The sequence below is a fragment of the Saccharothrix espanaensis DSM 44229 genome, from assembly GCF_000328705.1.
GTDB lineage: Bacteria > Actinomycetota > Actinomycetes > Mycobacteriales > Pseudonocardiaceae > Actinosynnema > Actinosynnema espanaense.
In genome coordinates this window covers 8,673,402-8,699,067 of the sequence record NC_019673.1, presented here as the reverse complement: position 1 = coordinate 8,699,067, position 25,666 = coordinate 8,673,402, and the positions used below count along the sequence as shown (strand labels likewise).

The following is a 25,666-nucleotide window of genomic DNA, read 5'->3' as shown; positions in this document are numbered from 1 at the left end:
TGGCCGGTGGTTCGGTGCGCGGCGGTTGGTGGCCTGGCGGGGCGGCCGGTGGTTCGGCGCGGGGTGGTCGGTGGTTCGGCGGGGTCACCGCAGTTCGCGCTTGAGCACCTTGCCCATGTCGTTGCGCGGCAACGCGTCGAGGAAGCGCACCACCCGCGGTCGCTTGTGCGGGGTGAGCAGGCGGGCCACGTGGTCGGCCAGGTCCCGTTCGGTGGCCGGGGTCGCGGTCGGCACCACCCACGCGACGACCCGTTCGCCCAGGTCCTCGTCCGGTTCGCCGGTCACCGCCACCTCGGCCACGCCGGGGTGCTCCAGCAGGGCGTTCTCGACCTCGCCCGCGCCGATCTTGTAGCCGCCGCTCTTGATCAGGTCGGTGGCCCGCCGGCCGACGATCCGCAGCGCGCCGTCCGGCTCCACCACGGCCAGGTCGCCGGTGCGGAACCAGCCGTCGGCGAACGCCTCGCGGGTCGCGTCCGGGCGGTTGAGGTACTCCAGGAACAGGTTCGGGCCGCGCACCTCGACCTCGCCCGGCTCGTCGCCCACCACCCGGACCTCGACGCCGTCCAGCGGCGGGCCGACCGTGCCGGGGCGGCGGTCGCCGGCCGCGCGGACGCTGGTGTTCATCAGGGTCTCGGTCAGGCCGTACCGCTCGACCACGCGCTGCCCGGTCAGCTCCTCCAGCCGCCGGTGCACGGTCACCGGCAGCGGCGCCGAGCCCGACACCAGCAGCCGGGCCTTCGCGAACGCCGGCGCGTGCTCGGGCGCGGCGGCGATCCGGTGGTACATGGTCGGGACGCCGAACATCATCGTGCCGACGGTGTCCAGCGCCTCGGCCGCCGCCGCCACGCTGAACGACCCGAGGTGGTGCACCGTGCCGCCGCGCCGCAGCGGCCCGATCACGCCCACGCCCAGACCGTGCACGTGGAACAGCGGCAGGCCGTGCACCACCACGTCGTCGGCGGTCCACTCCCACGCCGCGGCCAGCGCGTCGAGGTTCGACGCCAGCGCCCGGCGCGGCAGCACGACGCCCTTCGGCGGCCCGGTCGTGCCCGAGGTGTAGACGATCAGCGCGGGCGCTTCGCCGTCCGGCTCGGGCAGGTCGACCGGTGTTCCGGACGGCAGCACGTCGTCCACGACGAGGTCGGGCGCGCTGTCGGTGAGGATGTGCGCCAGCTCGCGCTCCCCGAGCTTCGGGTTGAGCGGCACCACCGGCACCCCGGCGAGCAGCGCGCCCACCACCGCCAGACAGGTCCGCACGTCCGGCCGTGCCCACACCGCGACCCGCCGCACGCCCACCAGGCCGGCGGCGACGGCACGGGCCCGGTCGGCCAGTTCGGCGTAGGTCAGTTCCTGGCCGGGGAAGCGCAGGGCCACTTTCGCGGGCGTCGTCGCCAGGGCGGGCAGCAGCATCCGCCCACCTTGGCCGGACCGCCCGCGACGCGCATCACAAGTGTGCTTCGAGCCACGCCAGGAGCTGCTGCTTCGGCCGCGCGCCGACGATCTGGGCGCGCAGCTCGCCGTCCTGGTAGAGCTGTAGCGTCGGCATCCCCATCACCCCGAGGTCACGGGCGGTGCGCGGGTTCGCGTCGGTGTCGATCTTGGCGAAGTCGACCGCGGCCAGCTCCCGGTCCAGCTCGGCCAGGACCGGTTCGATCATCCGGCACGGCGGGCACCAGCTCGCGGTGAACTCCACCAGCACCGCCCCGGAGCGGACCCCCTCGGTGAACGTCTCGTCGGTCAGCGTGCGCACGGGCGTCTCCTCTGCTCGGCCTGCTCCAGTTGCGTGCGCACGCGGTCGCGGGCGGTCGCCAGCCGGGCGATGCACTCGTCCAGCTCGGCCAGCTTGCGCCGGTACACCGCCACCGAGGCGGGGCACGCGTCGCCGCTGGTGTGGCCGTCGCGGAGGCACTCGACGAACGGCCGGGTGTCCTCCAGCGCGAAGCCGATGTCGGCCAGCGACCGGATCTCGGCGACCAGCCGCAGGTCGTCCTCGTCGTACTCGCGCTGCCCGTTGGCGGTCCGCCGCGCGGTGATCAGACCCAGGGACTCGTAGTAGCGCAGCGCCCTGGTGGTCGTCCCACCCCGCTGAGCCAGTTCACCGATGCGCACGATGCAGATCCTCCGACTTGACGTCGACGTCAAGTCCAGTGTGACCGCGGGCACGACCGACCGACTTCCGGGCGGCGAGCCGCCTCGACGGAGTCGAGGCCGTTCAACGCCGTACTCTTGACGATTGTGCTCGTGCTCGCATTGGACACCGCTACGCCCGCCGTGACCGCCGGGGTGGTCGAACTGACCGCTGATTCGCCCCCGCGCTTGTTGGCGCAGCGGGTGACGGTGAACGCCAAAGCCCACGGCGAGTTGCTGACGCCCCACGTGCAGGAAGCCATGGCCGAAGCCGGCTACTCGTTGTCCGATCTGGACGCGATCGTCTGTGGAGCGGGCCCGGGGCCGTTCACCGGCCTGAGAGTTGGGCTGGTCACCGCCGCTGCGCTGGGCCAGGCGTTGAACCGGCCTGTGTACCCCGTCCCGACGCCTGATGCGATCGCGTTGGACGCGAACACCGGAGCGCCGTTGTTGGTCGCGACGGACGCGCGGCGCAAAGAGGTCTACTGGGCCGCTTACGACGCCGCCGGCCGCCGTACCGACGGGCCGCACGTGGACCGGCCCGCCGAAGTGCTCGCGAAGCTGCCGAACCGGCCCCGGCAGGCGGCCGGCGAGGGGGCCCGGATCTACGCCGACGTGCTGGAGCTGCCGCTGGTGGACGCGGTGCACCCGTCGCCGGTGTCGCTGGTCGCCGCGGCCGCCGAGGAGCTGCTCGCGGGTGCCCGTCCGGCCGCGCTCACCCCGCTCTACCTGCGCCGGCCGGACGCCGTGGAGCCCACCGGGCGCAAGCGGGTGATCAGGTGAGGCCCAGCGAGCTGACCGTGGGGCCGTTGCGGCACGAGGACGTCGCGCGGTGCGCCGAGATCGAGCACGAGCTGTTCCCCGGTGACGACCCGTGGAGCGAGAACTCGTTCCACAGCGAGCTCGACGGCGGCAACTTCTACGTCGGCGCGCACGTCAACGGCGAGCTGATCGGGTACGCCGGGCTGGGCCTGACGGACTTCGAGTCGAGCGTGCACACCATCGCCGTGGTCTCCGGGCACCAGCGCGGCGGGGTCGGCAAGACCCTGCTGCGGACCCTGCTGGCCAAGGCCGACGAGCTGGGCCTGCCGGTGTTCCTGGAGGTCCGCACGGACAACGTGCCCGCGATCTCGCTCTACCTCGCGCACGGTTTCGAGCACCTGGGCCTGCGCCGCCGCTACTACCAGCCGTCGGGTGCCGACGCGTACACGATGGGAAGGCCCGCGAACCGTGACTGACCGGCTCATCCTCGGTATCGAGAGCTCGTGCGACGAGACCGGCGTCGGCATCGTCCGGCTCGGCCCGGACGGCGCGCTGGAACTGCTCGCCGACGAGGTCGCCTCCAGCGTGGAGGAGCACGCCCGGTTCGGCGGCGTGGTGCCCGAGGTGGCGTCGCGGGCGCACCTGGAGGCGATGGTGCCGACCATGCGCCGGGCCGTGGAGCAGGCCGGGATCGAGCTGTCGGACGTGCACTCGATCGCGGTCACCGCCGGTCCGGGGCTCGCGGGCGCGCTGCTGGTCGGCGTGTCGGCGGCCAAGGCGTACGCGGCGGCGCTGGGCAAGCCGCTCTACGGCGTGAACCACCTGGCCGGGCACGTGGCCGCGGACACCCTCCAGCACGGCCCGCTGCCGCAGCGGTGCGTGGCGCTGCTGGTGTCCGGCGGGCACTCGCAGCTGCTGCTGATCGAGGGGCTGGCGGACAAGATCACCGAGATCGGGTCCACGGTGGACGACGCGGCGGGCGAGGCCTACGACAAGGTGGCCCGCCTGCTGGACCTGCCGTACCCGGGCGGCCCGCCGATCGACAAGCTCGCCAAGCGGGGCAACGGGTGCGCCATCGCGTTCCCGCGCGGGCTGACCGGGCCGAGGGACTCGAAGTACGACTTCTCGTTCTCCGGGTTGAAGACGTCCGTGGCGCGGTGGGTGGAGCGCAAGGAGCGGGCCGGCGAGGAGGTCCCGCTGGCGGACGTGGCCGCGTCGTTCCAGGAGGCGGTGGCCGACGTGCTGACCGCCAAGGCGATCCGGGCGTGCAAGGACCTCGGCGTGGACACCCTGGTGATCTCCGGCGGGGTGGCGGCGAACTCGCGGCTCTCCGGGCTCGCGGCGCAGCGGTGCGCGGAGGCGGGGATCGAGCTGCGGGTGCCCAGGCCCCGGCTGTGCACGGACAACGGCGCGATGATCGCCGCGCTGGGCGCGCACCTGGTGGCGGCGGGCGCGGAACCGTCCCGGATGGACCTGTCCACGACGCCCGGCCTGCCGGTCGGCACCATCCAGATCGTCTGAGCCCCCGGTCCTGGCTCCCCGGGTCCGGCTCCCGGTCTGGGGAGCTAGGACGCGTCCCGGTCGGCGAGACCTTCGGCGAAGGACCGCTCGAACCGGTCCGCGCCCAGCGCTTCGCGGGCCGCGGCGGTGATCCGGTCCACGTCGTAGCGCTGCGCGGCGGGCAGCGGGACGCCGACCGACAGGCGGTTGGCGGCGGCCCGGCCGAGCAGGCGGGCGGCTTCCTCGTGGTCGCCCGCGAGCGCCCGCGCCCCGGCCAGCCCCTCCTGCCCGAGCGCGACGGCTCGGGGGTCGCCGGTCTGCCGGGCCAGGCGCAGGCCCTCCTCCTGGAGCTTGAGCGCTTTGTCGACATCTCCCCGCAGCTCGGCGACGAACCCGCGTTCGGCGAGCACCAGGGTCGCGCCCGCCTCGAAGCCGACCTGCCGGTGCCAGTCCTGGATGCGCAACAGGATCCGCTCCGCCTCGGCCAGGTCGCCCTCCTGGCGCGCGCCGAGCGCCAGGCCGGTCTCGGCGTACATCTCGCCGGGGGAGAAGCCCCGGTCGGCGGCGAGCCGGCGGGCCTTCTCGTGGTACGCCCGCGCGGCCGTGAAGTCCTTGGTCAGCAAGGCCACCCGGCCCAGCCAGGACAGCGTGAACGACACCTCCGGCCACGATTCGAGCTCCTCGGCCAACCGCAGGCCGCCGGTGTGCAGCCGGGTGGCCTGCGGGTAGTCGCCCAGCAGCTGCGCGAGCGTGCCCAGGGCGAACGACGACTGGAGCAGGCCCCAGCGGTCGCCGAGCGCGGTGAACAGCTCTTGGGCGCGTTCGGCGGCGTCGCGGGCCCGGTCCAGGTCGCCCCGGTGCATGGCCTGGCTGACCCGGTCGCTCAGCGCCGCCGCCATGCCCCAGTCGTCGCCGCGCGCCTTGGCCTGGGTGTAGGCGCGCTCGGTGTGGCGCTCGCCGGTCGCCATGTCGCCGACCGTGGACAGCACGTACCCGAGGAACCAGTCGGCGCGCGGGTCGTCCACCGGTTCCACGACCTGGGCCGCGTGCCCGGCGAGCACGGTGAACGCGGCCTGCCACGCCCCGGTCAGGTGCCGCCGGGCCTCCTGGATGCGCCCGCGCAGGAACCAGTACCAGGCCAGGTGCGGGGCCAGGCCGGGGTCGAGGTCGAGGGCCGCGCGCAGGTTCGCCGTGTCGGCGTCCAGCCGGGCCAGCCAGTCGAGCTGGTCGTGGCCGCGCAGCCCGGGGTCGGCGCGCTCGGCCAGCGATCGGTAGTGCGCGGCGTGCCGGCGGCGGACCTCGGCCGACTCACCGGCCTCGCGCAGCCGTTCCCGGCCGTAGTCCGACACCGATTCGAGCAGCCGGTAGCGGGCCGGGCCGGTCTGGTCGGGGGCGACCACGAGCGAGCGGTTCACCAATCCCGCGAGCACGTCCGCGACGTCGTGCGGCGGCACGTCCCCGCCGCCGCAGATCGCCTCGGCGGCGGCCAGGTCGCAGCCCTCGACCACCACGGACAGCCGGCGCAGGATGATCCGCTCGGCGTCGGTGAGCAGCTCCCAGCTCCAGTCGATCATGGCGCGCAGCGTGCGCTGCCGGGCCGGCGCGTCCCGGTGGCCGCCCGCGAGCAGCCGGAACCGGTCGTCCAGCCGGGCCAGCAGGGCCCGCACGCCCAGGGCGCGGACGCGGGTGGCGGCCAGTTCGAGGGCGAGCGGCAGGCCGTCGAGCCGGCGGCACACGGCGGCCACGGTGTCCGCGTTGTCCGGGGTCAGCGCGAAGCCCGGCGCGGCGGCCGCGGCGCGGGCGGCGAACAGGCGGACCGCGTCGGGCAGGTCCAGCGGCGGCACCGACCACACGGTCTCGGCGGCCAGCCCCAGCGGCTCCTGGCTGGTGGCCAGCACCCGCACGCCCGGCGCGGCGCGCAGCAGGTCCGACACCAGCCGGGCGACCGGCTCGACCAGGCGCTCGCAGTTGTCCAGCACGAGCAGGACGTCCCGGCCCCGCACCGCGGCCACCAGCCGTTCGACGGGGTCCTCGGCGGCGTCCTCGCGCAGCCCGAGCACGTCGGCCACCGCGTCGGTGACGGTGGCCCGCCCGGACCGGTCGGCGCGCTCCAGACCGGCCAGTTCCACCAGCCACACGCAGTCCGCGGCGGTCACCGCGCGGGCGGTCGCCACGGCCAGCCGGGTCTTGCCGACCCCGCCCGGCCCGGTCAGCGTGACCAGCCGGGACGTGCCCAGCAGGGCCCGGACCGCGCGCACCGCGTCGGCCCGGCCGAGCAGTTCGGTCACCGGCGCGGGCAGGTTCGTGCGCGGTCGCGCCACCTCGTGGCTGAGCAGTTCGCGGTGCACCTCGACCAGGTCCGGGCCGGGCTCCAGGCCCTGCTCCTCGGCGAGCAGGCGGCGCAGCCCGGCGTAGCTCTCCAGCGCCTCAACCTGCCGCCCGGCCAGGAACAGCGCTCGCATGTGCAGGCCGCGCAGCCGCTCCCGCAGCGGGTGCCGGGCCACCTCGTCGGCCAGCGACACCGGCTGCCCGGCGGCGAGCCGGGCCTGCGCCCAGTCCTCCACGACGGCCAGCCGCTCGTCCTCCAGCCGCCGCGCGAACCCGACCGCGAACGGCTCGTCGGCGAACTCGGCCAGCGGTTCGCCGCGCCACAGCGCCAGCGCGCCGGCGCGGTCGCCCGCCGCCACCCGGGCCCGGAAGTCCAGCAGGTCCGACGACGCCGCGTCGACCCGCAGCGCGTAGCCCGGCGGCTGCCACGTCACCACGTCCCGGCCGAGCACCCGGCGCAGCGCGGACACCTTGGTCTGCAACGTGTTCCCGGGGTTGCCCGGCGGCCGCTCGCCCCACAGCGCCGCGCCCAGCCGCTGCACCGGCACCGGCCGGCCCTCGGCGACCAGCAGGTGCGCGAGCAGCAACCGGACCTTCGCCTCCGGCACCCGGACCGGGGTCCCGTCCGCCGCCCACACCGCCAAGGGCCCCAACACGCCGAATCGCACACCACGACGTTAGCCGGCCACCCGCAGCCGACCCGCAGCGAACCCGCAGCGGCCGCCGGCAACCTCGGCCACAGCTGATTCGAGGAAAGCGAGAAACCACTGATGAGCACGCCGCTGACGCTGATCGGCCTGGGCCCGATGGGGCAGGCCATGGTCGCGAAGTACCTGGAGCACGGCCACCCGGTCACGGTGTGGAACCGGACCGCGAGCCGCGCCGACGACCTGGTGGCCCGGGGCGCGGTGCGCGCCGACACCCCGCGTGACGCCGTGGCCGCCAACCGCCTGGTCGTGCTGAGCCTGACCGACTACCAGGCCATGTACGACGTCCTGGGCGACGCCGAACTGGCCGGGAAGACGGTCGTCAACCTCAGCTCCGACACCCCCGACAAGACCCTCAAGGCCGCCGCGTGGCTCGCCGAACGGGGCGCGGAACTGGTGGTCGGCGGCGTGATGGTGCCCGCGCCGCTGGTCGGCGAGGAAGCCGCGTACGTCTTCTACAGCGGCCCGAAGGCCGTGTTCGAGCAGCACGCGGAGGTCCTGGCGGTGATCGGCCGCACCGAGTACCTCGGCGAGGACCACGCGCTGGCGCAGCTGTTCTACCAGGCCCAGCTGGACTTCTTCCTGACCACGCTGGCCGCCACGCTGCACAGCGTCGCCCTGGTCCGCACGGCCGGCGTGACCGCCGCGCAGTTCGCGCCGTACCTGAAGGACAACGCCGAGTCGATCTGGATGTACCTGGAGGAGACGATCACCGCCGTCGACCGCGGCGAGCACCCCGGCGACCTGGCCAACATCGTGATGATGGGCGCGACCGCCGACCACGTCGTCGGCGCGAGCGAGGCGACCGGGGTGGACGCCGGGCTGCCCAGGGCCGTGCAGGACATGTACCGGCGGGCGATCGAGGCCGGGCACGGGCAGGAGAGCTGGACCGCGCTCTACGAGGTGATCAAGCCCGCGAAGTAGCCGGGCGACGGGGGCGGTCCGCCGGTCCGCCCCCGCCTCGGCCGTCAGACCGGGTTCAGGCCCGGGTTGCGGTCCTCGACCACGAACGACTTCAGCGTGGTGGCCTGCGCGCCCGGCGTCCGCACGTGCGGCAGCGCGCGGAAGTCGGCCCGCAGCTGCCGGGCGGAGAACCGGGTGCGCACGTACCCGCGTCGCCGGCTGTGCAGCTTGATGTGCGGGTTGAGCCGCAACTGCACCTCGTCGACGGTGTCGTTGCCATCGCCGCCGGAGGTGACCGACGAGCACACCAGCTCGGTGCCGACGGTCCGCGACGCCGGGTCGTTCCAGTCGGCCTTCACGTCGGCCGCGTAGGCGGCGTGCACGTCACCGGTCAGCACGACGGTGTTGCGCACCCGCGCGTCCACCCAGCCCCGGGTGATCCGGTCCCGCGAGGCCAGGTAGCCGTCCCACGAGTCCATGGACAGCTCCTTGTCCGGGCCCTCCTTGCGGTCGCGCTCGGCGAAGAACACCTGCTGCCCCAGCACGTCCCAGCGCGACCGGGACCGGCGGAACCCGTCGAGCAGCCACCGCTCCTGCTCCGCGCCGGTGATGGTGCGGGTCGGCGTGCCGGCCTCCGCGCAGGTCTTCCAGCCGTCGCCGCACGCCTGGTCGTCGCGGTACTGGCGGGTGTCGAGCAGGTGGAACGTGGCCAGGTTGCCCCACCGGAGCCGGCGGTAGAGCTGAAGGTCGACGCCGTTGGGCCGGGCACCGCGCCGCAGCGGCATGTTCTCGTAGTACGCCTGGAACGCCGCCGCGCGCCGCTGGAGGAAGTCGGGGTCGGGCTGCTCGGGCACCTCGTCGGCCCAGTTGTTCTCGATTTCATGATCATCCCAGACGACGGCCCAGGGCGCGACGGCGTGCGCGAGCTGGAGGTCCGGGTCGGTCTTGTACAGGGCGTGCCGCAGCCGGTAGTCGGCCAGCGTGCGGGTCTCCGGGCCGACGACGGTCCGCACGTCGGCCGCCTTCGCCGCGTACTCGTACTGGTAGTCGCCCAGGTGCAGGACCAGGCCCGGGTCGTCCTCGGCCAGCCGGCGGTAGGCGGTGAAGTAGCCCTCGCCGTAGTGCGCGCAGGACACGAAGCACATGGTCAGGTCCTGGCCGATCGACCACGGCTCGGGCGCGGTGCGGGTGCGGCCGGTCGGCGACACGTGGCCGTCGACCCGGAAGCGGTAGAAGTACTCGCGACCGGGGCGCAGCCCGAACGGCTCGACGTGCACGCTGTGCCCGGACTGCGGGCGGGCGATCTCCACGCCGCGCCGCACCACCCGCCGGAACCGCTCGTCCTCGGCGAGTTCCCAGTGCACCGGCACCACGCGGTTCGGCATGCCGCCCAGGCCGTCCTCGGTCAGCGGCTTCGGCGCGAGGCGCGTCCACAGGACCAGGCCGTCGTGGCTCGGGTCGCCGGAGGCCACGCCGAGCGTGAAGGGGTTGTCGAGGCGGGGGGAGCCGGCCCCGGTGGTGGCCAGGACGGCACCGGCCGCCGCGCCGCCGATCAACAGGGTCCGTCGGGTCAGGGAGGTCATGGTCGGTCACCGTCGCGGACCCGGGTGGCCTCCGGGTGAACTCGGGAGTACCGGAAAAAGGCGAGTGCAACGCCGGTGTTCCCGGGCGTTGCGGGACCCGCGTGCTGTGGCGGCCCGGTTGTTGCACGCGCGGGTGGTCGGCGTGCCCGGATCGGCGTTGTGGTGCTGAAGCCCTTCGGCGGGGACTCCTTGCGTGGCCGGTCATCACGCCCGTCGGGCGTCATCGCGGCTGGGCTCGCGGGCGGTGGAAGGGGGCGTGGGCGGGCTCCGGGAAGTGGCGCTGCTCACCGTCCGGGACGAGTGGGCGGGGGTTCGTTGAAGCGTTGGCACTCGCATGGGTAGAGTGCTAGCTGCACGGCACCAGCAACCGCCCCGACCCCCGCGACGGCGGGGTGGCAGGAGCCGTAACGCAACCTGCCAACGCTTTCGACGACCGTGGAGGTCAGCCCGGTGAGCGTGAACATCAAGCCGCTCGAGGACAAGATCGTCGTGCAGGCCAGTGAGGCCGAGACCACGACGGCTTCCGGCCTTGTGATCCCGGACACCGCGAAGGAGAAGCCCCAGGAGGGCAAGGTCATCGCGGTCGGCCCCGGCCGGATCGACGACAAGGGCAACCGCGTCCCCGTGGACGTGGCTGTCGGCGATGTCGTCATCTACTCCAAGTACGGCGGCACCGAGGTCAAGTACAACGGCGAGGAGTACCTGATCCTCTCCGCCCGCGACGTGCTGGCCGTCATCAACTGACTTTCGGCCGACACGCAAGACGCCCCGGCGAACCCACCGACACCGGGGGTTCCGGGGCGTTTCGCGCATCATGAGGAGAGGCTCAGGCAATGCCCAAGCAGATCAGCTTCGACGAGGACGCTCGTCGGGCCCTTGAGCGCGGCGTGAACAAGCTGGCGGACACGGTCAAGGTGACCCTCGGTCCGCGCGGCCGGCACGTCGTGCTCGACAAGAAGTTCGGCGGCCCGACGGTCACCAACGACGGTGTGACCATCGCCCGCGAGATCGAGCTGGAAGACGCGTTCGAGAACCTGGGCGCGCAGCTCGCCAAGAGCGTCGCGACCAAGACCAACGACGTGGCCGGCGACGGCACCACGACCGCGACCGTGCTGGCCCAGGCCATGGTGCGGGTCGGTCTGCGCAACGTCGCCGCGGGCGCCAACCCGACGTCGCTGGGCCGGGGCATCCAGGCCGCCGCCGACGCCGTCGTGGACGCGCTCAAGGGCAAGGCCACCCCGGTCAAGGGCCGCGACAACATCGCCCAGGTCGGCACCGTCTCGTCCCGGGACGAGTCGATCGGCGCGCTGCTCGGCGAGGCCATCGAGAAGGTCGGCGAGGACGGTGTGATCACCGTCGAGGAGTCCTCGACGCTGGCCACCGAGCTCCAGATCACCGAGGGCGTGCAGTTCGACAAGGGCTACATCTCGGCGCACTTCGCGACCGACCTGGAGGCCCAGGAGACGGTGTTCGAGGACGCCCGCATCCTGCTGCACCGCGAGAAGATCAGCGCCCTGGCCGACCTGCTCCCGCTGCTGGAGAAGGTGGCCGAGGCCGGCAAGCCGCTGGTCATCATCGCCGAGGACGTCGAGGGCGAGGCGCTGTCCACCCTGGTGGTCAACGCCCTGCGCAAGACGCTGCGCGTCGTGGCCGTCAAGGCCCCGTACTTCGGCGACCGCCGCAAGGCGTTCCTGGACGACCTCGGTGTCGTCACCGGCGCCCAGGTCATCGCCGCCGAGGTGGGCCTGAAGCTGTCCGAGGCCAACCTCGACGTGCTGGGCTCGGCGCGGCGGATCGTGGTGTCCAAGGACAACACGACCATCGTCGACGGCGGCGGCGCGAAGGCCGACGTGGCGGGTCGCGCGGAGCAGCTGCGCCGCGAGATCGAGGCCACCGACTCCGACTGGGACCGCGAGAAGCTCCAGGAGCGGCTGGCGAAGCTCTCCGGCGGCATCGCGGTGATCAAGGTCGGCGCGGCCACCGAGACCGAGCTCAAGGAGCGCAAGCACCGCATCGAGGACGCGGTCGCCGCCACCAAGGCCGCGGTCGAGGAGGGCATCGTCCCCGGCGGCGGCTCGGCGCTGATCCACGCCGCCAAGGTGCTCGACGGCGGGCTCGGCCTGTCCGGCGACGAGGCGACCGGTGTCGCGATCGTCCGCGAGGCCCTGGGCTCGGCGCTGTTCTGGATCGCCGCGAACGCGGGCCTGGAAGGCGCGGTCGTGGTGAACAAGGTCCGCGAGGGCGAGTGGGGCTTCGGCCTCAACGCGGCCACGCTGGTCTACGGCGACCTGCTGGAAGCCGGGATCATCGACCCGGTCAAGGTCACCCGGTCGGCCGTCTCGAACGCCGCTTCCATCGCCCGCATGGTGCTCACCACGGAGAGCGCCGTCGTGGAGAAGAGGGAAGAGGAGTCCGCCTCGGCCGGTCACGGCCACGGCCACGGGCACGGCCACTGAGGTCGAGCGGGATCCGGCGTCGATCCCCCCGACCGGGGTAACCCGAGCGGGGACCGCACGCCGACGCACGTCGGGAGGGGCGGTGCCACGGCACCGCCCCTCTCCGCGTCCCCGGGACCTCTCCCCGGCTCCCGGCCGGCTCCCGACCGGCTCCCGGCCGCCGTCCGGTGTCGGGCCGTCGACCGCCGTCGCCGGCGTGCTGACCTGGGCCGGAGCACGGCGAAGGGGCGGCACCTGCGGAGGATGCCGCCCCTTCGCCGAGAGCCCCGAGACCTGCTCGGGTCAGGCCGGCACCGGCTGTCGCTTGCGGGCCTTGATGATGCTGTCGCGTTCGGATTCCGAGAGCCCGCCCCAGATTCCGTACGGCTCCTGTACCGCCAGCGCGTGCCGCCGGCACATCTCCAGCACGGGACAGGACAGGCACACGGCTTTTGCCCGTGCCTCCCGCCTCGCCCGCGCAGGTCCTCGCTCTCCATCCGGGTGGAAGAAGAACGCACTGTCCATCCCGCGGCAGGAGCCGCGCATCTGCCAGTCCCAGAGATCGGCGTTGGGACCGGGAAGCCTTCGGGTGTCCGCCATCGAGACCGCCTCCTTGGCCCACTGACGTGAACTGCTCCATTCGGCTTAACGATGATCCACCGTAGAACCGCGCCAAAACTTGTTCAAGGGGGTCGACCTCAGAAAGATGCCAATTCATTCGATGGGTGATCAGTCGAGGACACCTCAGGAGTTGCCGGTGACGGCTGGTGAACGGACGATGTCAGCGTGATGACGCCCCCCGAGCACACTGCGGCGACGCCGGACGGCGAGCGGGAAACCGTTGCGGCAGAAGATGATCCTGCGCATATCGTGACCTTGTCGGTGGCCGCGGTGGCTCGCCGGCTGGGCGTCGCGCCCGCCACTTTGCGGACGTGGGACCGCCGCTACGGCCTCGGACCCAGTGATCACACCACCGGGCGACACCGGAAGTACGGCCCGAAGGACGTGGCCCGGCTCGAACTGATGCAGCGGGCCCTGCTGCGGGGCGCGTCGAGCGCCGAGGCGGCCAAGTACGCGCTGTCCGCGCCCGTCCCGCAGCCGCGGTTGGTCAGCGCCACCCCGGTCCGGCCGCCGGTGCTCACCGGGGGCGAGTTCGACGTCTCGGCACCGCCCGCGGGCGGGCGCGGGCTCAAGCTGCCGGGGGCGAGCCGGCTCGCGCGCGGGGTGGGGCGGGCCGCGCTGGCGATGGACTCGGCCGCCGTCCAGCTGCTGCTGGCCGACTCGATCGCGCAGGACGGCGTGATCGCCACCTGGGACGACGTGGTCCGCCCGGTGCTCACCGCGATCGCCGCCCGCTGGGAGCACTCCGGCGCCGGGGTCGAGGTGTCGCACCTGCTCGACGAGTGCGTGCTGGCCGCGATGGTGCGGGCGACGCCGGTCGTCACGCAGCCGCGCAACCACCGGCCGGTGCTGCTGGCGTGCATGCCCGAGGAGCGGCACAACCTGGCGCTCTACCCGTTGGCCGCGGTGCTCGCCGGGCGCGGGGTGGGGATCCGGCAGCTGGGCGCGGCCCTCCCGCTGGACGCCCTGGCCGCCGCCGTCCGCCGGACCGCGCCGGCCGCCGTCGTGCTGTGGGCGCAGCTCCCGCGCTACGCCGATCCGGGCGCGGTGTCCGCCCTGCCCCGGACGCGCCAGCAGGTGCGGGTGTTCGTCGGGGGGCCGGGTTGGGCGCGTGGTGTGGTGCCCTCGCCCGCCGAGCGGATCAACGACCTCGCCGACGCGGCCGACGTGATCGAGCGCGCCGTCTGCTGAGCGCCCCGCCGCCGAGCCCCGCCACCGCGCCGCCGAGCACCGCCGCTGATCACCGCCACCGCGCCGCCGAGCACCGCCACCGGCCGCTGATCGCCGCCACCGCGCCGTCGAGCACCGCCGCGACCGGGCGGACAATGGCCGGGTGGACACAGCGCGCGCGGCGGCGTTCGGCGACCGGCCCGGGGCGGACGTCCGGCGCGCGGCGGCCGGCCCGCCCCGGGAGCGCTGGTTCGCGGCGGTCGCGCTGGGCGGCCAGGGCCACTACGCCGCCGCCGCCACCCTCCTGCACCCGCTCGTCCGGTCCGGTGATCGACTGATCGCGTCGCTGGCCGCCTCGACGCTCGCCTCGCACCGCCGCCAGCTCGGCTCGCACGCCACCGCCCGCCGCTTCGACGCGCTGGCGCTGGCCGCCGCGCCGGCGGACTCCGCCCCGGACCACGACGGGGTCGACGCGGCGGGGGCGCGGGCGGACGCCCTGCTGGGCCTGGCGGCGGACGCGCTGGGCGCGGGCCGGCTCCGGGAGGCCCGCCGGCTGCACGCCCGGGTGGTCACGCCGAGTTGGCGCGGCACCGTCCGCAAGCACTGGGTGGCGGCCGAGATCGAACTCGCGGCCGGTTACCCGCAGCGAGCGGTCGAGCCCGCCGAACGGGCGCTGGAGCACGCCGAGGCGGTCGGTGCAACGCGACACATCCTCAAGTCCGGCCTCGTCCTGGGGACTGCCTCAGTGGTGTGGGGGACACCCGAAAGCGTCGATCGGGGCGTCCGTTTGCTACAGTGTGACCTAACTCACACTGACCGCCACGGGCTTCTCTCGTTGTCCTGGCCGACGGCACTTGTGCTCCTGACCAGCCCTGTTGTCCGCAATGATGCGGAGACCGAGCGGATCCGGAAATCCGCCGTCAACGCTCTGAGCTGCGTGTTACGCAGAGCTGATCCGATCAGCCGACGACTCGCGGCCCACTCTCCGTGGATCCCGACGGCGCTGCTCCGTTCCGGGGAACCCCCGAACGCAGACGCCCAGCCGAACTTCTTGACGGATTAAGCACCGGATCGTGTCAAGGTTCGGCCCCTAGCGTCCGATAGGGGAAGTGGAACGTCACTCGGCTGCAGGAAGGAGTCCCCGTGACCACGGTCCTTATTTGCGACGACCGGCGCAGTGTGCGGGAGGGTCTCACCCGCGTGATGTCGGCTGTCCCAGGGGTCAGCCGCATCGACTGCGTAGCGCACGGTGACGAGTTGTTGGCACGGTTCTCTCGGCAGCCGGTCGACGTGGTGCTGGTGGGAACCCAGCGCGCCGTCCCGACCGGGGTCGAAGCGACCCGGCGACTCGTCTCGGCCAACCCGCAGGCAAACGTCATCGTGTTCGGCGCACCGGACGACGCGGGCAGCATCGCCGCGGCGATCGCCGGCGGCGCCCGGGGCTAACTCCGCTGGGACGCCTCGCGCCCGGAACTGGTGGCCGCGCTCGCGCACACGTTGGCGAGCACCTCGGTGCCCGCACCGCGGCAACCGTCCGACCCGGGCGTCCAGCTCACGGAGCGGGAGCTCCAGGTGCTGCGCGGGATGAGCCAGGGCAAGAGCAACGGGCAGATCGGGCGCGAGCTCTACCTGTCGGAGGACACCGTCAAGACCCACGCCCGCCGGCTGTTCCGCAAGCTCGGCGTTCGTGACCGCGCCCAGGCCGTCGCGCACGGCTTCCGGCGCGGCCTCGTGTCGTAACGCCGGTCACCCCAACCGGCACTCCTTCCTCCGGTCAGCCCGGTGACGCAATCGTCGCCGGGCTGGTTCGTCGTGCTGGGCGTGTCGGCAGGTCGGGGCGGGTCTTTCGGCCCCTTTTGCGAACATCCGGTCCCCGGACCGGTACGGTGAGTGTCACCGGTACGGGCGACGTCGATCGTCCCGTGCCGTTCGTTGTCGGTACGCCTACACGTAACACCAGGGCTGTTGTCTGCGATGACCAACTTGGGGGACGGACTGGACGCCGAAGTGGGCGCAGCCGTCGATGGCGACCGCCACGCGATCGAGCGACTGCTGGCGTCTGTACGTCCCCTGGTGGTGCGGTACTGCCGCGCCCGAGTCGGAAGGCAGGAGAGGTCTTTCGCTTCGGCGGACGACGTGGCCCAGGAGGTGTGTCTCGCGGTGCTGACGGCCCTGCCCAGCTATCGCGACCAGGGTCGGCCGTTCTTGGCGTTCGTCTACGGAATCGCAGCGCACAAGGTCGCCGACGCGCATCGCTCAGCCGCCCGGAACCGGTCCGAACCGGTCCCGGAGGTGCCGGACGCCCCGGAGACCGAAGCCGGACCGGAGCAGCGCGCCATGCAGGGCGAGCTGTCCGGGCGGATGGCCCAGCTCCTGAAGATCCTGCCGGAGAAGCAGCGGGAAATCCTGCTGCTCCGAGTGGTCGTCGGCCTGTCGGCCGAAGAGACCGCCGACGCGGTCGGCTCCACGCCGGGCGCGGTACGGGTGGCGCAACACCGCGCCTTGGCCCGCCTCCGCAAGACCTTGGCAGCGGAGGAGGTGGTCTGAGTGGCTGACCAGCACGAGAAGGGCGATGGACAAGTCGTGCGCGGACGAGACGAGAGAACCCCGCTCACCTCGGATGACCCCCTGGTTGAGCCCGGCGACGACCTCGCCGGCATCCGGGCGGATGACGTGTTGCTGGACGCGCTCGGCGGGCGTGGCCAGACCGACGCGTTGGTCGACGACGAGCTGAACGCGCTGCTGCTGGCGTGGCGGCGCGAAGTCGACAGTCGTCCGATGGGTGAGCTGGTAGACACCGACACCGCCGTGGCGACGATCGCCGCGGCCCGCCCCCAACAGCGGGGGCGCCACCGCTTCCTGATCCCCCTGGCGAGTGCCGCCGCCGTGCTGGCCATCGCGTTCACCGGGGTCAGCCTGGTCGCCCGCGACGCCCAGCCGGGCGACGCCCTCTGGGGTCTGACCAGGGTGCTCTACTCCGACCACGCCCGGTCGGTGGAAGCCGCCGTGACGGTCCGCACCGACCTGGAGACCGCGCGCGCCGCGCTGAGCGCCGGCCGGTACAACGAGGCCCGCGACCTGCTCAACCGCGCGAGCGAGGTGCTGCCCTCCATCTCGGTGGACGACGGCAAGGCCGACCTCAAGGAGCGGCACGACTCGCTGATGCGCGAGTTGACCAGCACCACGCCGTCGCCGACGAACACGCCGGCCGCGTCGACCCCGCCGGCCACGACGACGCAGACGACCACGCCGCCGGTCCCGTCGACCACGACGCAGTCGACGACCACGACGCAGCCGACGACGACCACGACGACCACCACGACGACCACCGAACCGCCGCCGACCACGGGCGGCTCGGTCGCGCCGCCGCCGACCGGCAGCGGCGAGGCGCCCAGCGGCAGCGAGCCCCGCAACGACCCGGGCAACGCCGGCACCACCGCCGCCGAACCCGGCACCCTCGACCCGGTGACGACCGGGGGCAACTGACCCCGGCTCGACCGCACCGGATGCCCGTCACCTCACCCGAGGCGGCGGGCATCCGCCGTTGTCGGGCCGACCGGCCGGGTGTTCGCCTGGCGACCCGCCCCGGTCGGTGCGGGCGGCCAGCGGCATCCGCCGTTGACGGGCCGGGCCGGGCCGACCAGGTGCCGCCTGACGATCCGCTCGGCACTCGCGCCGGTCGGTGCGGCCGGGGTCGGGGTGCCCGGGTGTCCGGAACGGGGTGGAAGTCCGGTTCCGCGCGGCGGGTGTGACGAGTGATCCGTCACATCTGCGGCGATCGGGTCAGCGGGCGCTCTCGGTCGCCGTCACGCCGTCGGCGTACCCGCGGCAGTACTCCCAGCTGACGTAGGAGCCCGGGTCCGGGTCGTAGGCCGGCTCGTGCGGGCGCATCCGGCCGTCCGCCAGCAGCTGCTCCAGGCTCGACCGCAGCAGCGCCCAGTCGTGGTAGTGCGGCTCCTGGCACTCGCCGCAGTCCACCACGATCCCTCTGACCCCGCGGGGTTCGAGCAGCGCCTGGTAGACGGCGAGGTCGCTCAGGTCGCCGACCAACTCGGCCCGCTCGACGTCGTCCATCGGGGGGTGGTCGTGGTCGTCGTCGGGCTGACCGAGGGCCCGCGCCGGGTCCTCGGGGTCGCCCGCGAACGGGTCTGGTGGCAACGCGTCGTGCGGCACGACCACGCACGGTACCGGGCAGACCCCCGACCACGTCCAGATACCATGGGCTGAACCCATCGCCGCCTGCGGAAAACCCCCTCCGCGCGCGGCGGGATCACCGCACGACGGAAGGCAAGCCAGCCGCCATGACCAGCGAGCTCAACGCTGACGGAGTCCCGCCCAAGTTCGCCATGCTGGGACTGACCTTCGACGACGTCCTGCTGCTGCCCGCCGAATCCGAGATCGTGCCCAGCGGCGTGGACACCAGCACCAGGATCTCCCGCAACACCACCCTCCGGGTCCCGCTGGCCTCCGCCGCGATGGACACCGTGACCGAGGGCCGGATGGCCATCTCGATGGCCCGCCAGGGCGGCATCGGCGTCCTGCACCGCAACCTGTCGGTCGAGGAGCAGGCCCGCCAGGCGGAGACCGTGAAGCGGTCCGAGGCGGGCATGGTGAGCGACCCGGTGACCTGCACCCCGGACGACACCATCAAGCACGTGGACGACCTGTGCGCCCGCTACCGGATCTCCGGCGTGCCGGTGACCGACGCGCAGGGCAAGCTCGTCGGCATCATCACCAACCGGGACATGCGGTTCGAGGTGGACCACTCCCGCAAGGTGAGCGAGGTCATGACCAAGGGCCCGCTGGTCACCGCCCAGGTCGGCGTCTCGGCCGACGCGGCGCTGGGCCTGCTGCGCCGGCACAAGATCGAGAAGCTGCCGATCGTGGACGGCGACAACCGGCTGCGCGGGCTGATCACGGTCAAGGACTTCGTCAAGACCGAGCAGTACCCCAACGCGTCCAAGGACCCGGACGGCCGGCTGCTGTGCGCGGCCGCGATCGGCGTCGGCGCGGACAGCTTCACCCGCGCGATGACGCTGGCCGAGGCCGGCATCGACGTGATCATGGTCGACACCGCGCACGGCCACCAGCGCAACGTGCTGGAGATGGTCGCCCGGGTGAAGAAGGAGCTCGGCGACGAGGTCGACGTGGTCGGCGGCAACGTCGCGACCCGGGCCGGCGCGCAGGCGCTGGTCGACGCGGGCGCGGACGGCGTGAAGGTCGGCGTCGGCCCCGGCTCGATCTGCACCACCCGGGTGGTCGCGGGCGTGGGCGTGCCGCAGATCTCGGCCATCTACGAGGCGTCGCTGGCCTGCACGCCGGCGGGCGTGCCGGTGATCGGCGACGGCGGCATCCAGTACTCCGGCGACATCGCGAAGGCGATCGCCGCGGGCGCGAGCGCGGTCATGCTCGGCAGCCTGCTGGCGGGCACCGCCGAGGCGCCGGGCGAGCTGGTCCTGGTCAACGGCAAGCAGTTCAAGACCTACCGGGGCATGGGCTCGCTGGCCGCGCTGCAGGGCCGGGGCGAGGCGAAGTCGTACTCGAAGGACCGCTACTTCCAGGACGACGTGCTCTCCGAGGACAAGCTCGTGCCCGAGGGCATCGAGGGCCGCACGCCGTTCCGCGGGCCGCTGTCGTCGGTGGTGCACCAGCTCGTCGGCGGCCTGCGCGCGGCGATGGGCTACACCGGCTCGAAGACGATCTCGGACCTCCAGCTCAAGCAGCTCGTTCGGATCACCGCAGCCGGGCTGAAGGAAAGTCACCCGCACGACATCACGATGACCGTGGAAGCGCCGAACTACACCACGCGCTGAGCTAGGTTCCACGGGTAAGCCCGCTCCACGAGAGGACGTAACAAGGTGCGCGATCTGGTCGAGATCGGCATGGGCCGGACCGCGAGGCGGGCCTACGAGCTGGACGACGTCGAGATCATCCCGTCCCGCAGGACCCGGTCGTCCAAGGACGTCTCGACGGCCTGGCAGATCGACGCCTACCGGTTCGAGATCCCGCTGATCACCCACCCGACGGACGCGATCGTCTCGCCCGGCACGGCGGTGGCGGTCGGCGAGCTGGGCGGGCTGGGCGTGCTCAACGCCGAGGGCCTGTGGGCGCGGCACGGCGACGTGGACGAGGCGCTGTTCCGGCTGGTGCAGTCGGTGGAGGACACCGACGACCCGGCCGCGCCGGTCAAGGTGCTCCAGGAGCTGCACTCCGCGCCGGTCCGGCTGGACCTGGTCGCCGAGGCGATCAAGCAGGTGCGCGAGTCGGGCGTGACGGTCGCGGTGCGGGTCAGCCCGCAGCGGGCCGCCGAGCTGGCCCCGGACCTGATCGCGGCGGGGGTGGAGATCCTGGTCGTGCAGGGCACGATCATCTCCGCCGAGCACGTGTCGCGCGACGGCGAGCCGCTCAACCTGAAGTCGTTCATCGCGGACCTGGACATCCCGGTCATCGCGGGCGGCGTCGGCGACTACCGGACGGCGATGCACCTGATGCGCACCGGCGCGGCGGGCGTGATCGTCGGCTACGGCTACACGCCGGGCGTCACCACGACCGACGCGGTGCTGGGCATCGGCGTGCCGATGGCCACGGCCATCTCCGACGCGGCGGCGGCCCGCCGGGACTACCTGGACGAGACCGGCGGCCGGTACGTGCACGTGATCGCCGACGGTGGCGTGCTGACCAGCGGCGACGTGGCGAAGTCGATCGCCTGCGGCGCGGACGCGGTGATGCTCGGCGAGCCGCTGGCCGCCGCCTCCGAGGCGCCGGGCCAGGGCCTGTACTGGACGTCGTCGTCGGCGCACCCGTCGGTGCCGCGCAGCCACGTCTCGACCGGCGTGGACCAGGTGGTGGACCTGCGCAGCCTGCTGTTCGGCCCGTCGGTGGACCCGCGCGGCGTGACGAACCTGTTCGGCTCGCTGCGCCGCGCCATGGCCAAGACCGGTTACTCCGACATCAAGGAGTTCCAGAAGGTCGGCCTGACCGTACGGGGTTGAGTCGGATCGCCAGGCTCCGACGTGGCCACGCGTGGTGCGTGCCGCCGGTCGGCCTCGTCGGAGTCCGGCCATCCGGGACAACAGCCCGACAGCCCCTAGCTGTTACTCGAAGTTACGCCTAATCTCGCTGCATGGGTGAACTCGTCGGTAACAAGACCGATTACGACGTCGTGGTCGTGGGTTCGGGCTTCGGCGGCAGCGTCGCGGCCCTCCGGCTCACCGAGAAGGGCTACCGCGTCGCGGTGGTCGAGGCGGGTCGGCGGTTCGCCGACGACGAGTTCGCCAAGACCTCGTGGGACCTGCGGCGCTACCTGTGGGCACCGGCCCTGGGCTGCTACGGCATCCAGCGCATCCACGCCCTGCGCAACGTGATGATCCTGGCCGGCGCGGGCGTCGGCGGCGGGTCCCTGGTCTACGCGAACACCCTCTACCGGCCGCTCAAGCCGTTCTACAACGACCGGCAGTGGGCGCACATCACCGACTGGGAAGCCGAGCTGGCGCCGTTCTACGACCAGGCCAGCCGGATGCTGGGCGTGGTGGACAACCCCACGACCACGCCGTCCGACGAGGTCATGAGGCAAGTCGCGGCGGACCTGGGCGTCGCTGACTCCTACCGCGCGACGCCGGTCGGCGTGTTCTTCGGCGAGCCGGGCAAGACCGCCGAGGACCCGTACTTCGGCGGCGCGGGCCCGCACCGCACCGGCTGCGTGGAGTGCGGCGAGTGCATGACCGGCTGCCGGGTCGGCGCGAAGAACACCCTGGTCAAGAACTACCTGTACCTGGCCGAGCGGAACGGCGCGGAGGTCCTGCCGCTGACCACCGTCACCGACCTGCGGCAGGCCCCGGACGGCACGTGGGCGGTGGCCACCCGGCGCACCGGCGGCCGGCTGCGCAAGGGCCAGCGCACGATCACCGCGGGCCAGGTCGTGCTGGCCGCCGGCACGTGGGGCACCCAGCAGCTGCTGCACCGGATGAAGGCCGAGGGCGTGCTGCCCCGGCTGTCGGCCAAGCTCGGCGAGCTGACCCGGACCAACTCCGAGTCGATCATCGGCGCGGGCCGGTTCACCGTGGACGAGAGCCGCAACTTCAGCCAGGGCGTGGCGATCACGTCGTCGATCCACCCCGACGAGCAGACCCACATCGAGCCGGTGCGCTACGGCCGGGGCAGCAACGCCATGGGCCTGCTCCAGACGCTGTCCACCGACGGCGCGAAGAGCACGCCGCGGGTGGTGCAGTTCCTGGCGCAGGCGGTGCGGCACCCGGTGCGGTTCTTCCGGATCTTGTCGGTGCACCGGTGGAGCGAGCGGACGGTGATCCTGCTGGTGATGCAGAGCCTCGACAACTCCATCACCACGTTCAGCCGCAAGGGGTTGTTCGGCCGCAAGCTGTCCTCGAAGCAGGGCCACGGCGAGCCGAACCCGGCGTTCATCCCGGCGGGCCACGCGGCGAACCAGTCGGCGGCCAAGCACATCGGCGGCGTCGCCGGCGGGACCTGGGGCGAGCTGTTCGACATCCCGCTGACCGCGCACTTCATCGGCGGCTGCCCGATCGGCTCGGACCCGGCGGCCGGCGTGATCGACCCCTACCACCGGGTCTACGGCTACCCGGGCCTGTCGGTGGTGGACGGCGCGGCGATCTCGGCGAACCTCGGGGTGAACCCGTCGCTGACCATCGCCGCGCAGGCCGAGCGGGCGTTCTCGTTGTGGCCCAACAAGGGCGAGGCCGACGGCCGGCCGGAGCAGGGCGCGGGCTACCGGCGGGTGCCGGCGGTGGCCCCGGCGAAGCCCGCCGTGCCGACGTCCGCGCCGGGCGCGCTCCGGCTGCCGATCGTGGAGGTCAGGAACTCCTAGTCCGGCGGGTCGGCGGAGCAGGTCGCGCAGGCCCGTGCCGACGTCGGCGCGGAGCAGAGCTTCCGGGCCTTCGGTCGTGCGCACCTCTGCGCACCGCTGCCGCGCACCGCTGCCACATTCCCCTGCCACATTCCTCATGGGGTGCATATGTGTTGAGGTCAAAAGCTGGTGGGCGCGCTCTCGCCGTGCCGGTCCTATGGTGGGGTCGTGGCAGCGAAGCCGTTTGCGTCCAGTGCCGACCTCGCTCCGAAGGACGAGGTGTTCGTCGAACTCGCGGAGGGCGTCTACGCCCTGACCGCGGAGGGCGACCCGAACGTGGGCGCCGTCGAGGGCGAGGACTTCCTGGTCTGCATCGAGGCCAGAGCCACCCCGGTGGCCGCCCGGCGCTGGCTCGACCTGCTCCGCGAGCGCACCGACAAACCCGTGCGCTACCTGGTCCTGAGCCACTACCACGCGGTGCGCACGCTGGGCGCGAGCGCGTTCGGCGCGCAGGAGGTCATCGCCCACGAGCTGACCAGGACGCTGATCGCCGAGCGCGGCGAACAGGACTGGGCCAGCGAGTACGGGCGGATGCCGCGGCTGTTCGAGGAACCCGCCTCGATCCCCGGCCTGACCTGGCCGACGCTCACCTTCTCCGACCGCCTCACCATCCCGCTCGGCGGCGACCGGGGCGAGTTGGAGCTGCGCTACTGCGGGCGCGGGCACACCGCGGGCGACATCGTGGCGTGGCTGCCGCACCAGCGCATCCTGTTCGCCGGCGACCTGGTGGAGTCGCAGGCCGCGCTCTACACCGGCGACGCGTTCCACGACGACTGGGCGACGTCCACTTTGGACAACGTGCGTGCGCTGGGCGCGGAGCAGCTGGTCGGCGGGCGGGGCGCGGTGGCGCGGGACCGGGCCGAGGTGGACGCGGCGATCGCGCAGTCCCGGCACTTCCTGGACGAGCTGCGCCGCACGGTCGGCTCGGTGCACGTCGGCGGCGGCACGGTGGCGCAGGCGTTCGCGGCCGCGCACAAGGCGTTGGCCCCGCGCTACGGGCGTTGGCCGATCTTCGAGCACTGCCTGCCCTTCGACGTGCAGCGGTACTGGGACGAGTGCTCGGGCGTGGACTGGCCGAGGGTCTGGACGGCCGAACGGGACCGCGAGGTGTGGGCGGCGCTGACGTGAGCCCCGCTCCCATCGGCGGCGAGGTCACCTCGGTCCGGGCTCCCGGCGGCCGGCCCTACCCGGACGCGCTCGCCCGTGCCGCCCTGGGCCCGGAGCCGGTGACCGCCGCGGCGGGGTCGTGGCCGGGACGGCGGGCGCGCCGCTCGGGCCGCGAAGACCCGGTGCTGGTGGTGGGCGCGGGACCGGTCGGCATGACGGCGGCGCTGCTGCTGGCGCGGGCCGGCGTGCCGAGCGTGGTGCTGGAGGCCGCCGGGCGGCGCACGGCCGTGGGCAGCCGGGCCATCTGCCTCCAGCACGACGTGCTCAACATCCTGGAGCGGGTCGGCGCGGGCCGGGCCGTCGCGGACGCGGGCGTCACCTGGTACCGGGGTCGGACGTTCTACCGGGGCCGCGAGATCGCCACCATGGAACTGCCGCGCCGCCAGGGGTTCCCGCCGTTCGTGAACACGCCGCAGACCGACGTCGAGCGCATCCTGGAGGACCGGGTCCGCCAAGAGCCGCTGATCGACCTGCGCTGCGGGCAGCGGGTGGTGGCCCTCTCGCAGGGCGACCACGTCGAGCTGACCACGGACACCGACACGTTCCGCGGCACGCACTGCCTGGCCGCCGACGGATCCCGCTCGGCGGTGCGAGACCTGCTCGGGATCGGCTTTCCCGGCCACTCGTTCGACGACCTGTTCGTCATCGCGGACATCGCGGTCGACCTGGGCCTCCCGGAGCCCGAGCGGCTGTTCTACTTCGACCCGCACTGGAACCCCGGCCGCCAGGTGCTGCTGCACCCGCAGCCCGGCGGCGTCTACCGGATCGACTGGCAGGTGCCCGAGGGCTTCCGGCTGACCGACGGGCACATCCGGGAGATCACCGGCGACCGCCCGTACGAGGTGCGCTGGCAGTCCACCTACCGGTTCCACCAGCGCCGGGCCACGGCGTTGCGGGACGGCCGGGTGCTGCTGGTGGGCGACGCGGCGCACGTGATGAGCCCGTTCGGCGCGCGCGGCCTGAACTCCGGGATCTGCGACGCCGACAACGCGGTGTGGAAGGTCGTGCTGGACCGCCGCGGCGAGGCGGGCCCGGACCTGCTGCCCTCCTACGAGCGCGAACGCGCGGCGGCGGCCGACGAGAACCTCCGGGTCACCGGCGACACCATGCGGTTCCTGGTGCCGCGCACCGAGCAGGAGCGCGAGCGCCGCCGGGAGGTGCTGGAGCACGGCCGCACCGCCGAGATCGACTCGGGGCGGCTGTTCGAGCCGTTCGCCTACCGCGACTCGCCGCTGACCAGCCCCGGCTGCACCGGTGAGCTGGTCGCCGACAGCGCCCGGCTCGGCCCGGACTTCACCGTGGTCGACGGCGTCCTGATCCGCCCGGACGGCCACCTCGCGGCGGTCGCCCCGAGCGACCCGGACGCCGCGCTGCGCCGCGCCAAGGGGTTCACCGCCGGCGTGGCGCGAGCCGGGGCCCCCGGGGCTCGGGCGTGAGCACCTCGGCGATCCGCAGCCGGTAGGGGTCCGCGGGCTGGCCTTG

The 25,666-nt window shown here is 73.3% G+C and carries 22 protein-coding genes and 1 pseudogene; 16 read left to right on the top strand and 7 right to left on the bottom strand.

Annotation, left to right across the window (positions count from 1 at the left end; all coding sequences use genetic code 11):
• Window positions 1-84: 84 nt before the first annotated feature.
• Genes BN6_RS38080 through BN6_RS38070 form a run of 3 tightly spaced genes read right to left on the bottom strand, consistent with a single transcriptional unit; the run spans window position 85 to window position 2,109 of the window.
• A complete protein-coding gene (locus BN6_RS38080; RefSeq protein ID WP_015105201.1) occupies window positions 85-1,410 on the bottom strand; it encodes an acyl-CoA synthetase in 1,326 nt (441 codons plus the stop codon).
• Between the two features lie 34 nt (window positions 1,411-1,444).
• Window positions 1,445-1,750 carry a thioredoxin family protein gene (locus BN6_RS38075; RefSeq protein WP_015105200.1) on the bottom strand — a complete coding sequence of 102 codons (306 nt, stop codon included), beginning with the start codon at window positions 1,748-1,750 and terminating at the stop codon, window positions 1,445-1,447.
• Window positions 1,738-2,109 (bottom strand): MerR family transcriptional regulator, encoded by a 372-nt coding sequence (locus tag BN6_RS38070; RefSeq protein WP_015105199.1) that lies wholly within the window; start codon window positions 2,107-2,109, stop codon window positions 1,738-1,740. Before BN6_RS38070 ends, BN6_RS38075 begins: the two co-directional genes overlap by 13 nt.
• Before the next feature lie 126 nt (window positions 2,110-2,235).
• Here BN6_RS38070 and tsaB point away from each other — a divergent pair, with 126 nt between their 5' ends.
• From tsaB to tsaD, 3 genes are read left to right on the top strand one after another with little or no spacing between them, the layout of a single operon-like run.
• Entirely contained in the window at window positions 2,236-2,910 is a 675-nt protein-coding gene (gene tsaB, locus BN6_RS38065) for a tRNA (adenosine(37)-N6)-threonylcarbamoyltransferase complex dimerization subunit type 1 TsaB (protein WP_015105198.1), read from the top strand.
• Window positions 2,911-2,921: 11 nt separating this feature from the next.
• Window positions 2,922-3,365, top strand: a complete 444-nt coding sequence (gene rimI, locus BN6_RS38060) for a ribosomal protein S18-alanine N-acetyltransferase (protein WP_041319392.1) — start codon at window positions 2,922-2,924, stop codon at window positions 3,363-3,365.
• Complete coding sequence (tsaD, locus tag BN6_RS38055) at window positions 3,358-4,410, top strand: tRNA (adenosine(37)-N6)-threonylcarbamoyltransferase complex transferase subunit TsaD (protein ID WP_041315531.1); 1,053 nt, start codon at window positions 3,358-3,360, stop codon at window positions 4,408-4,410. Before rimI ends, tsaD begins: the two co-directional genes overlap by 8 nt.
• Before the next feature lie 44 nt (window positions 4,411-4,454).
• Here tsaD and BN6_RS38050 read toward each other — a convergent pair whose 3' ends face one another.
• Entirely contained in the window at window positions 4,455-7,385 is a 2,931-nt protein-coding gene (locus BN6_RS38050; protein WP_015105195.1) for a BTAD domain-containing putative transcriptional regulator, read from the bottom strand.
• A 102-nt stretch (window positions 7,386-7,487) separates the two neighbouring features.
• Here BN6_RS38050 and BN6_RS38045 point away from each other — a divergent pair, with 102 nt between their 5' ends.
• The gene (locus BN6_RS38045; RefSeq protein ID WP_015105194.1) at window positions 7,488-8,348 is read left to right on the top strand and encodes an NAD(P)-dependent oxidoreductase; all 861 of its coding nucleotides are present in this window, start codon (window positions 7,488-7,490) and stop codon (window positions 8,346-8,348) included.
• Window positions 8,349-8,392: 44 nt separating this feature from the next.
• Here BN6_RS38045 and BN6_RS38040 read toward each other — a convergent pair whose 3' ends face one another.
• The gene (locus BN6_RS38040; protein WP_015105193.1) at window positions 8,393-9,910 is read right to left on the bottom strand and encodes an alkaline phosphatase D family protein; all 1,518 of its coding nucleotides are present in this window, start codon (window positions 9,908-9,910) and stop codon (window positions 8,393-8,395) included.
• Window positions 9,911-10,360: 450 nt separating this feature from the next.
• Between BN6_RS38040 and groES the strand changes: the two genes are divergently transcribed.
• Window positions 10,361-10,654 (top strand): co-chaperone GroES, encoded by a 294-nt coding sequence (gene groES, locus BN6_RS38035; RefSeq protein ID WP_015105192.1) that lies wholly within the window; start codon window positions 10,361-10,363, stop codon window positions 10,652-10,654.
• An 89-nt stretch (window positions 10,655-10,743) separates the two neighbouring features.
• On the top strand, window positions 10,744-12,366 hold the full coding sequence (gene groL / locus BN6_RS38030) for a chaperonin GroEL (protein ID WP_015105191.1): 1,623 nt from the start codon (window positions 10,744-10,746) through the stop codon (window positions 12,364-12,366).
• A 282-nt stretch (window positions 12,367-12,648) separates the two neighbouring features.
• Here groL and BN6_RS38025 read toward each other — a convergent pair whose 3' ends face one another.
• Window positions 12,649-12,945 (bottom strand): WhiB family transcriptional regulator, encoded by a 297-nt coding sequence (locus tag BN6_RS38025; RefSeq protein WP_015105190.1) that lies wholly within the window; start codon window positions 12,943-12,945, stop codon window positions 12,649-12,651.
• 267 nt (window positions 12,946-13,212) lie between these two features.
• Between BN6_RS38025 and BN6_RS38020 the strand changes: the two genes are divergently transcribed.
• The 5 genes and pseudogenes from BN6_RS38020 (at window position 13,213) to BN6_RS38000 (ending at window position 17,622) form a co-directional block, all read left to right on the top strand.
• Complete coding sequence (locus BN6_RS38020) at window positions 13,213-14,157, top strand: MerR family transcriptional regulator (protein WP_148303506.1); 945 nt, start codon at window positions 13,213-13,215, stop codon at window positions 14,155-14,157.
• A gap of 142 nt (window positions 14,158-14,299) precedes the next feature.
• A complete protein-coding gene (locus tag BN6_RS47555) occupies window positions 14,300-15,199 on the top strand; it encodes a hypothetical protein (protein ID WP_015105188.1) in 900 nt (299 codons plus the stop codon).
• A gap of 80 nt (window positions 15,200-15,279) precedes the next feature.
• Window positions 15,280-15,876: pseudogene (locus BN6_RS38010) on the top strand (response regulator transcription factor).
• Window positions 15,877-16,110: 234 nt separating this feature from the next.
• Window positions 16,111-16,683, top strand: a complete 573-nt coding sequence (locus tag BN6_RS38005; RefSeq protein ID WP_015105185.1) for a sigma-70 family RNA polymerase sigma factor — start codon at window positions 16,111-16,113, stop codon at window positions 16,681-16,683.
• A complete protein-coding gene (locus tag BN6_RS38000; protein WP_015105184.1) occupies window positions 16,684-17,622 on the top strand; it encodes an anti-sigma-D factor RsdA in 939 nt (312 codons plus the stop codon). It abuts the gene before it with no gap.
• Window positions 17,623-17,919: 297 nt separating this feature from the next.
• Here the strand turns inward: BN6_RS38000 and BN6_RS37995 are convergent, their stop codons facing one another.
• Window positions 17,920-18,369, bottom strand: a complete 450-nt coding sequence (locus BN6_RS37995) for a DUF5319 domain-containing protein (RefSeq protein WP_051075881.1) — start codon at window positions 18,367-18,369, stop codon at window positions 17,920-17,922.
• Window positions 18,370-18,437: 68 nt separating this feature from the next.
• Here BN6_RS37995 and guaB point away from each other — a divergent pair, with 68 nt between their 5' ends.
• The 5 genes from guaB (at window position 18,438) to BN6_RS37970 (ending at window position 25,620) form a co-directional block, all read left to right on the top strand.
• Window positions 18,438-19,949, top strand: coding sequence for an IMP dehydrogenase (guaB, locus tag BN6_RS37990; RefSeq protein ID WP_015105182.1), 1,512 nt, complete (start codon window positions 18,438-18,440; stop codon window positions 19,947-19,949).
• A 45-nt stretch (window positions 19,950-19,994) separates the two neighbouring features.
• Complete coding sequence (locus BN6_RS37985; RefSeq protein WP_015105181.1) at window positions 19,995-21,128, top strand: GuaB3 family IMP dehydrogenase-related protein; 1,134 nt, start codon at window positions 19,995-19,997, stop codon at window positions 21,126-21,128.
• A gap of 131 nt (window positions 21,129-21,259) precedes the next feature.
• Window positions 21,260-22,978 carry an FAD-dependent oxidoreductase gene (locus BN6_RS37980; protein WP_015105180.1) on the top strand — a complete coding sequence of 573 codons (1,719 nt, stop codon included), beginning with the start codon at window positions 21,260-21,262 and terminating at the stop codon, window positions 22,976-22,978.
• Window positions 22,979-23,185: 207 nt separating this feature from the next.
• On the top strand, window positions 23,186-24,145 hold the full coding sequence (locus tag BN6_RS37975) for an MBL fold metallo-hydrolase (RefSeq protein ID WP_041315528.1): 960 nt from the start codon (window positions 23,186-23,188) through the stop codon (window positions 24,143-24,145).
• Window positions 24,142-25,620 carry an FAD-dependent monooxygenase gene (locus BN6_RS37970; RefSeq protein WP_231904855.1) on the top strand — a complete coding sequence of 493 codons (1,479 nt, stop codon included), beginning with the start codon at window positions 24,142-24,144 and terminating at the stop codon, window positions 25,618-25,620. Before BN6_RS37975 ends, BN6_RS37970 begins: the two co-directional genes overlap by 4 nt.
• The last annotated feature ends 46 nt before the right edge of the window (window positions 25,621-25,666 follow it).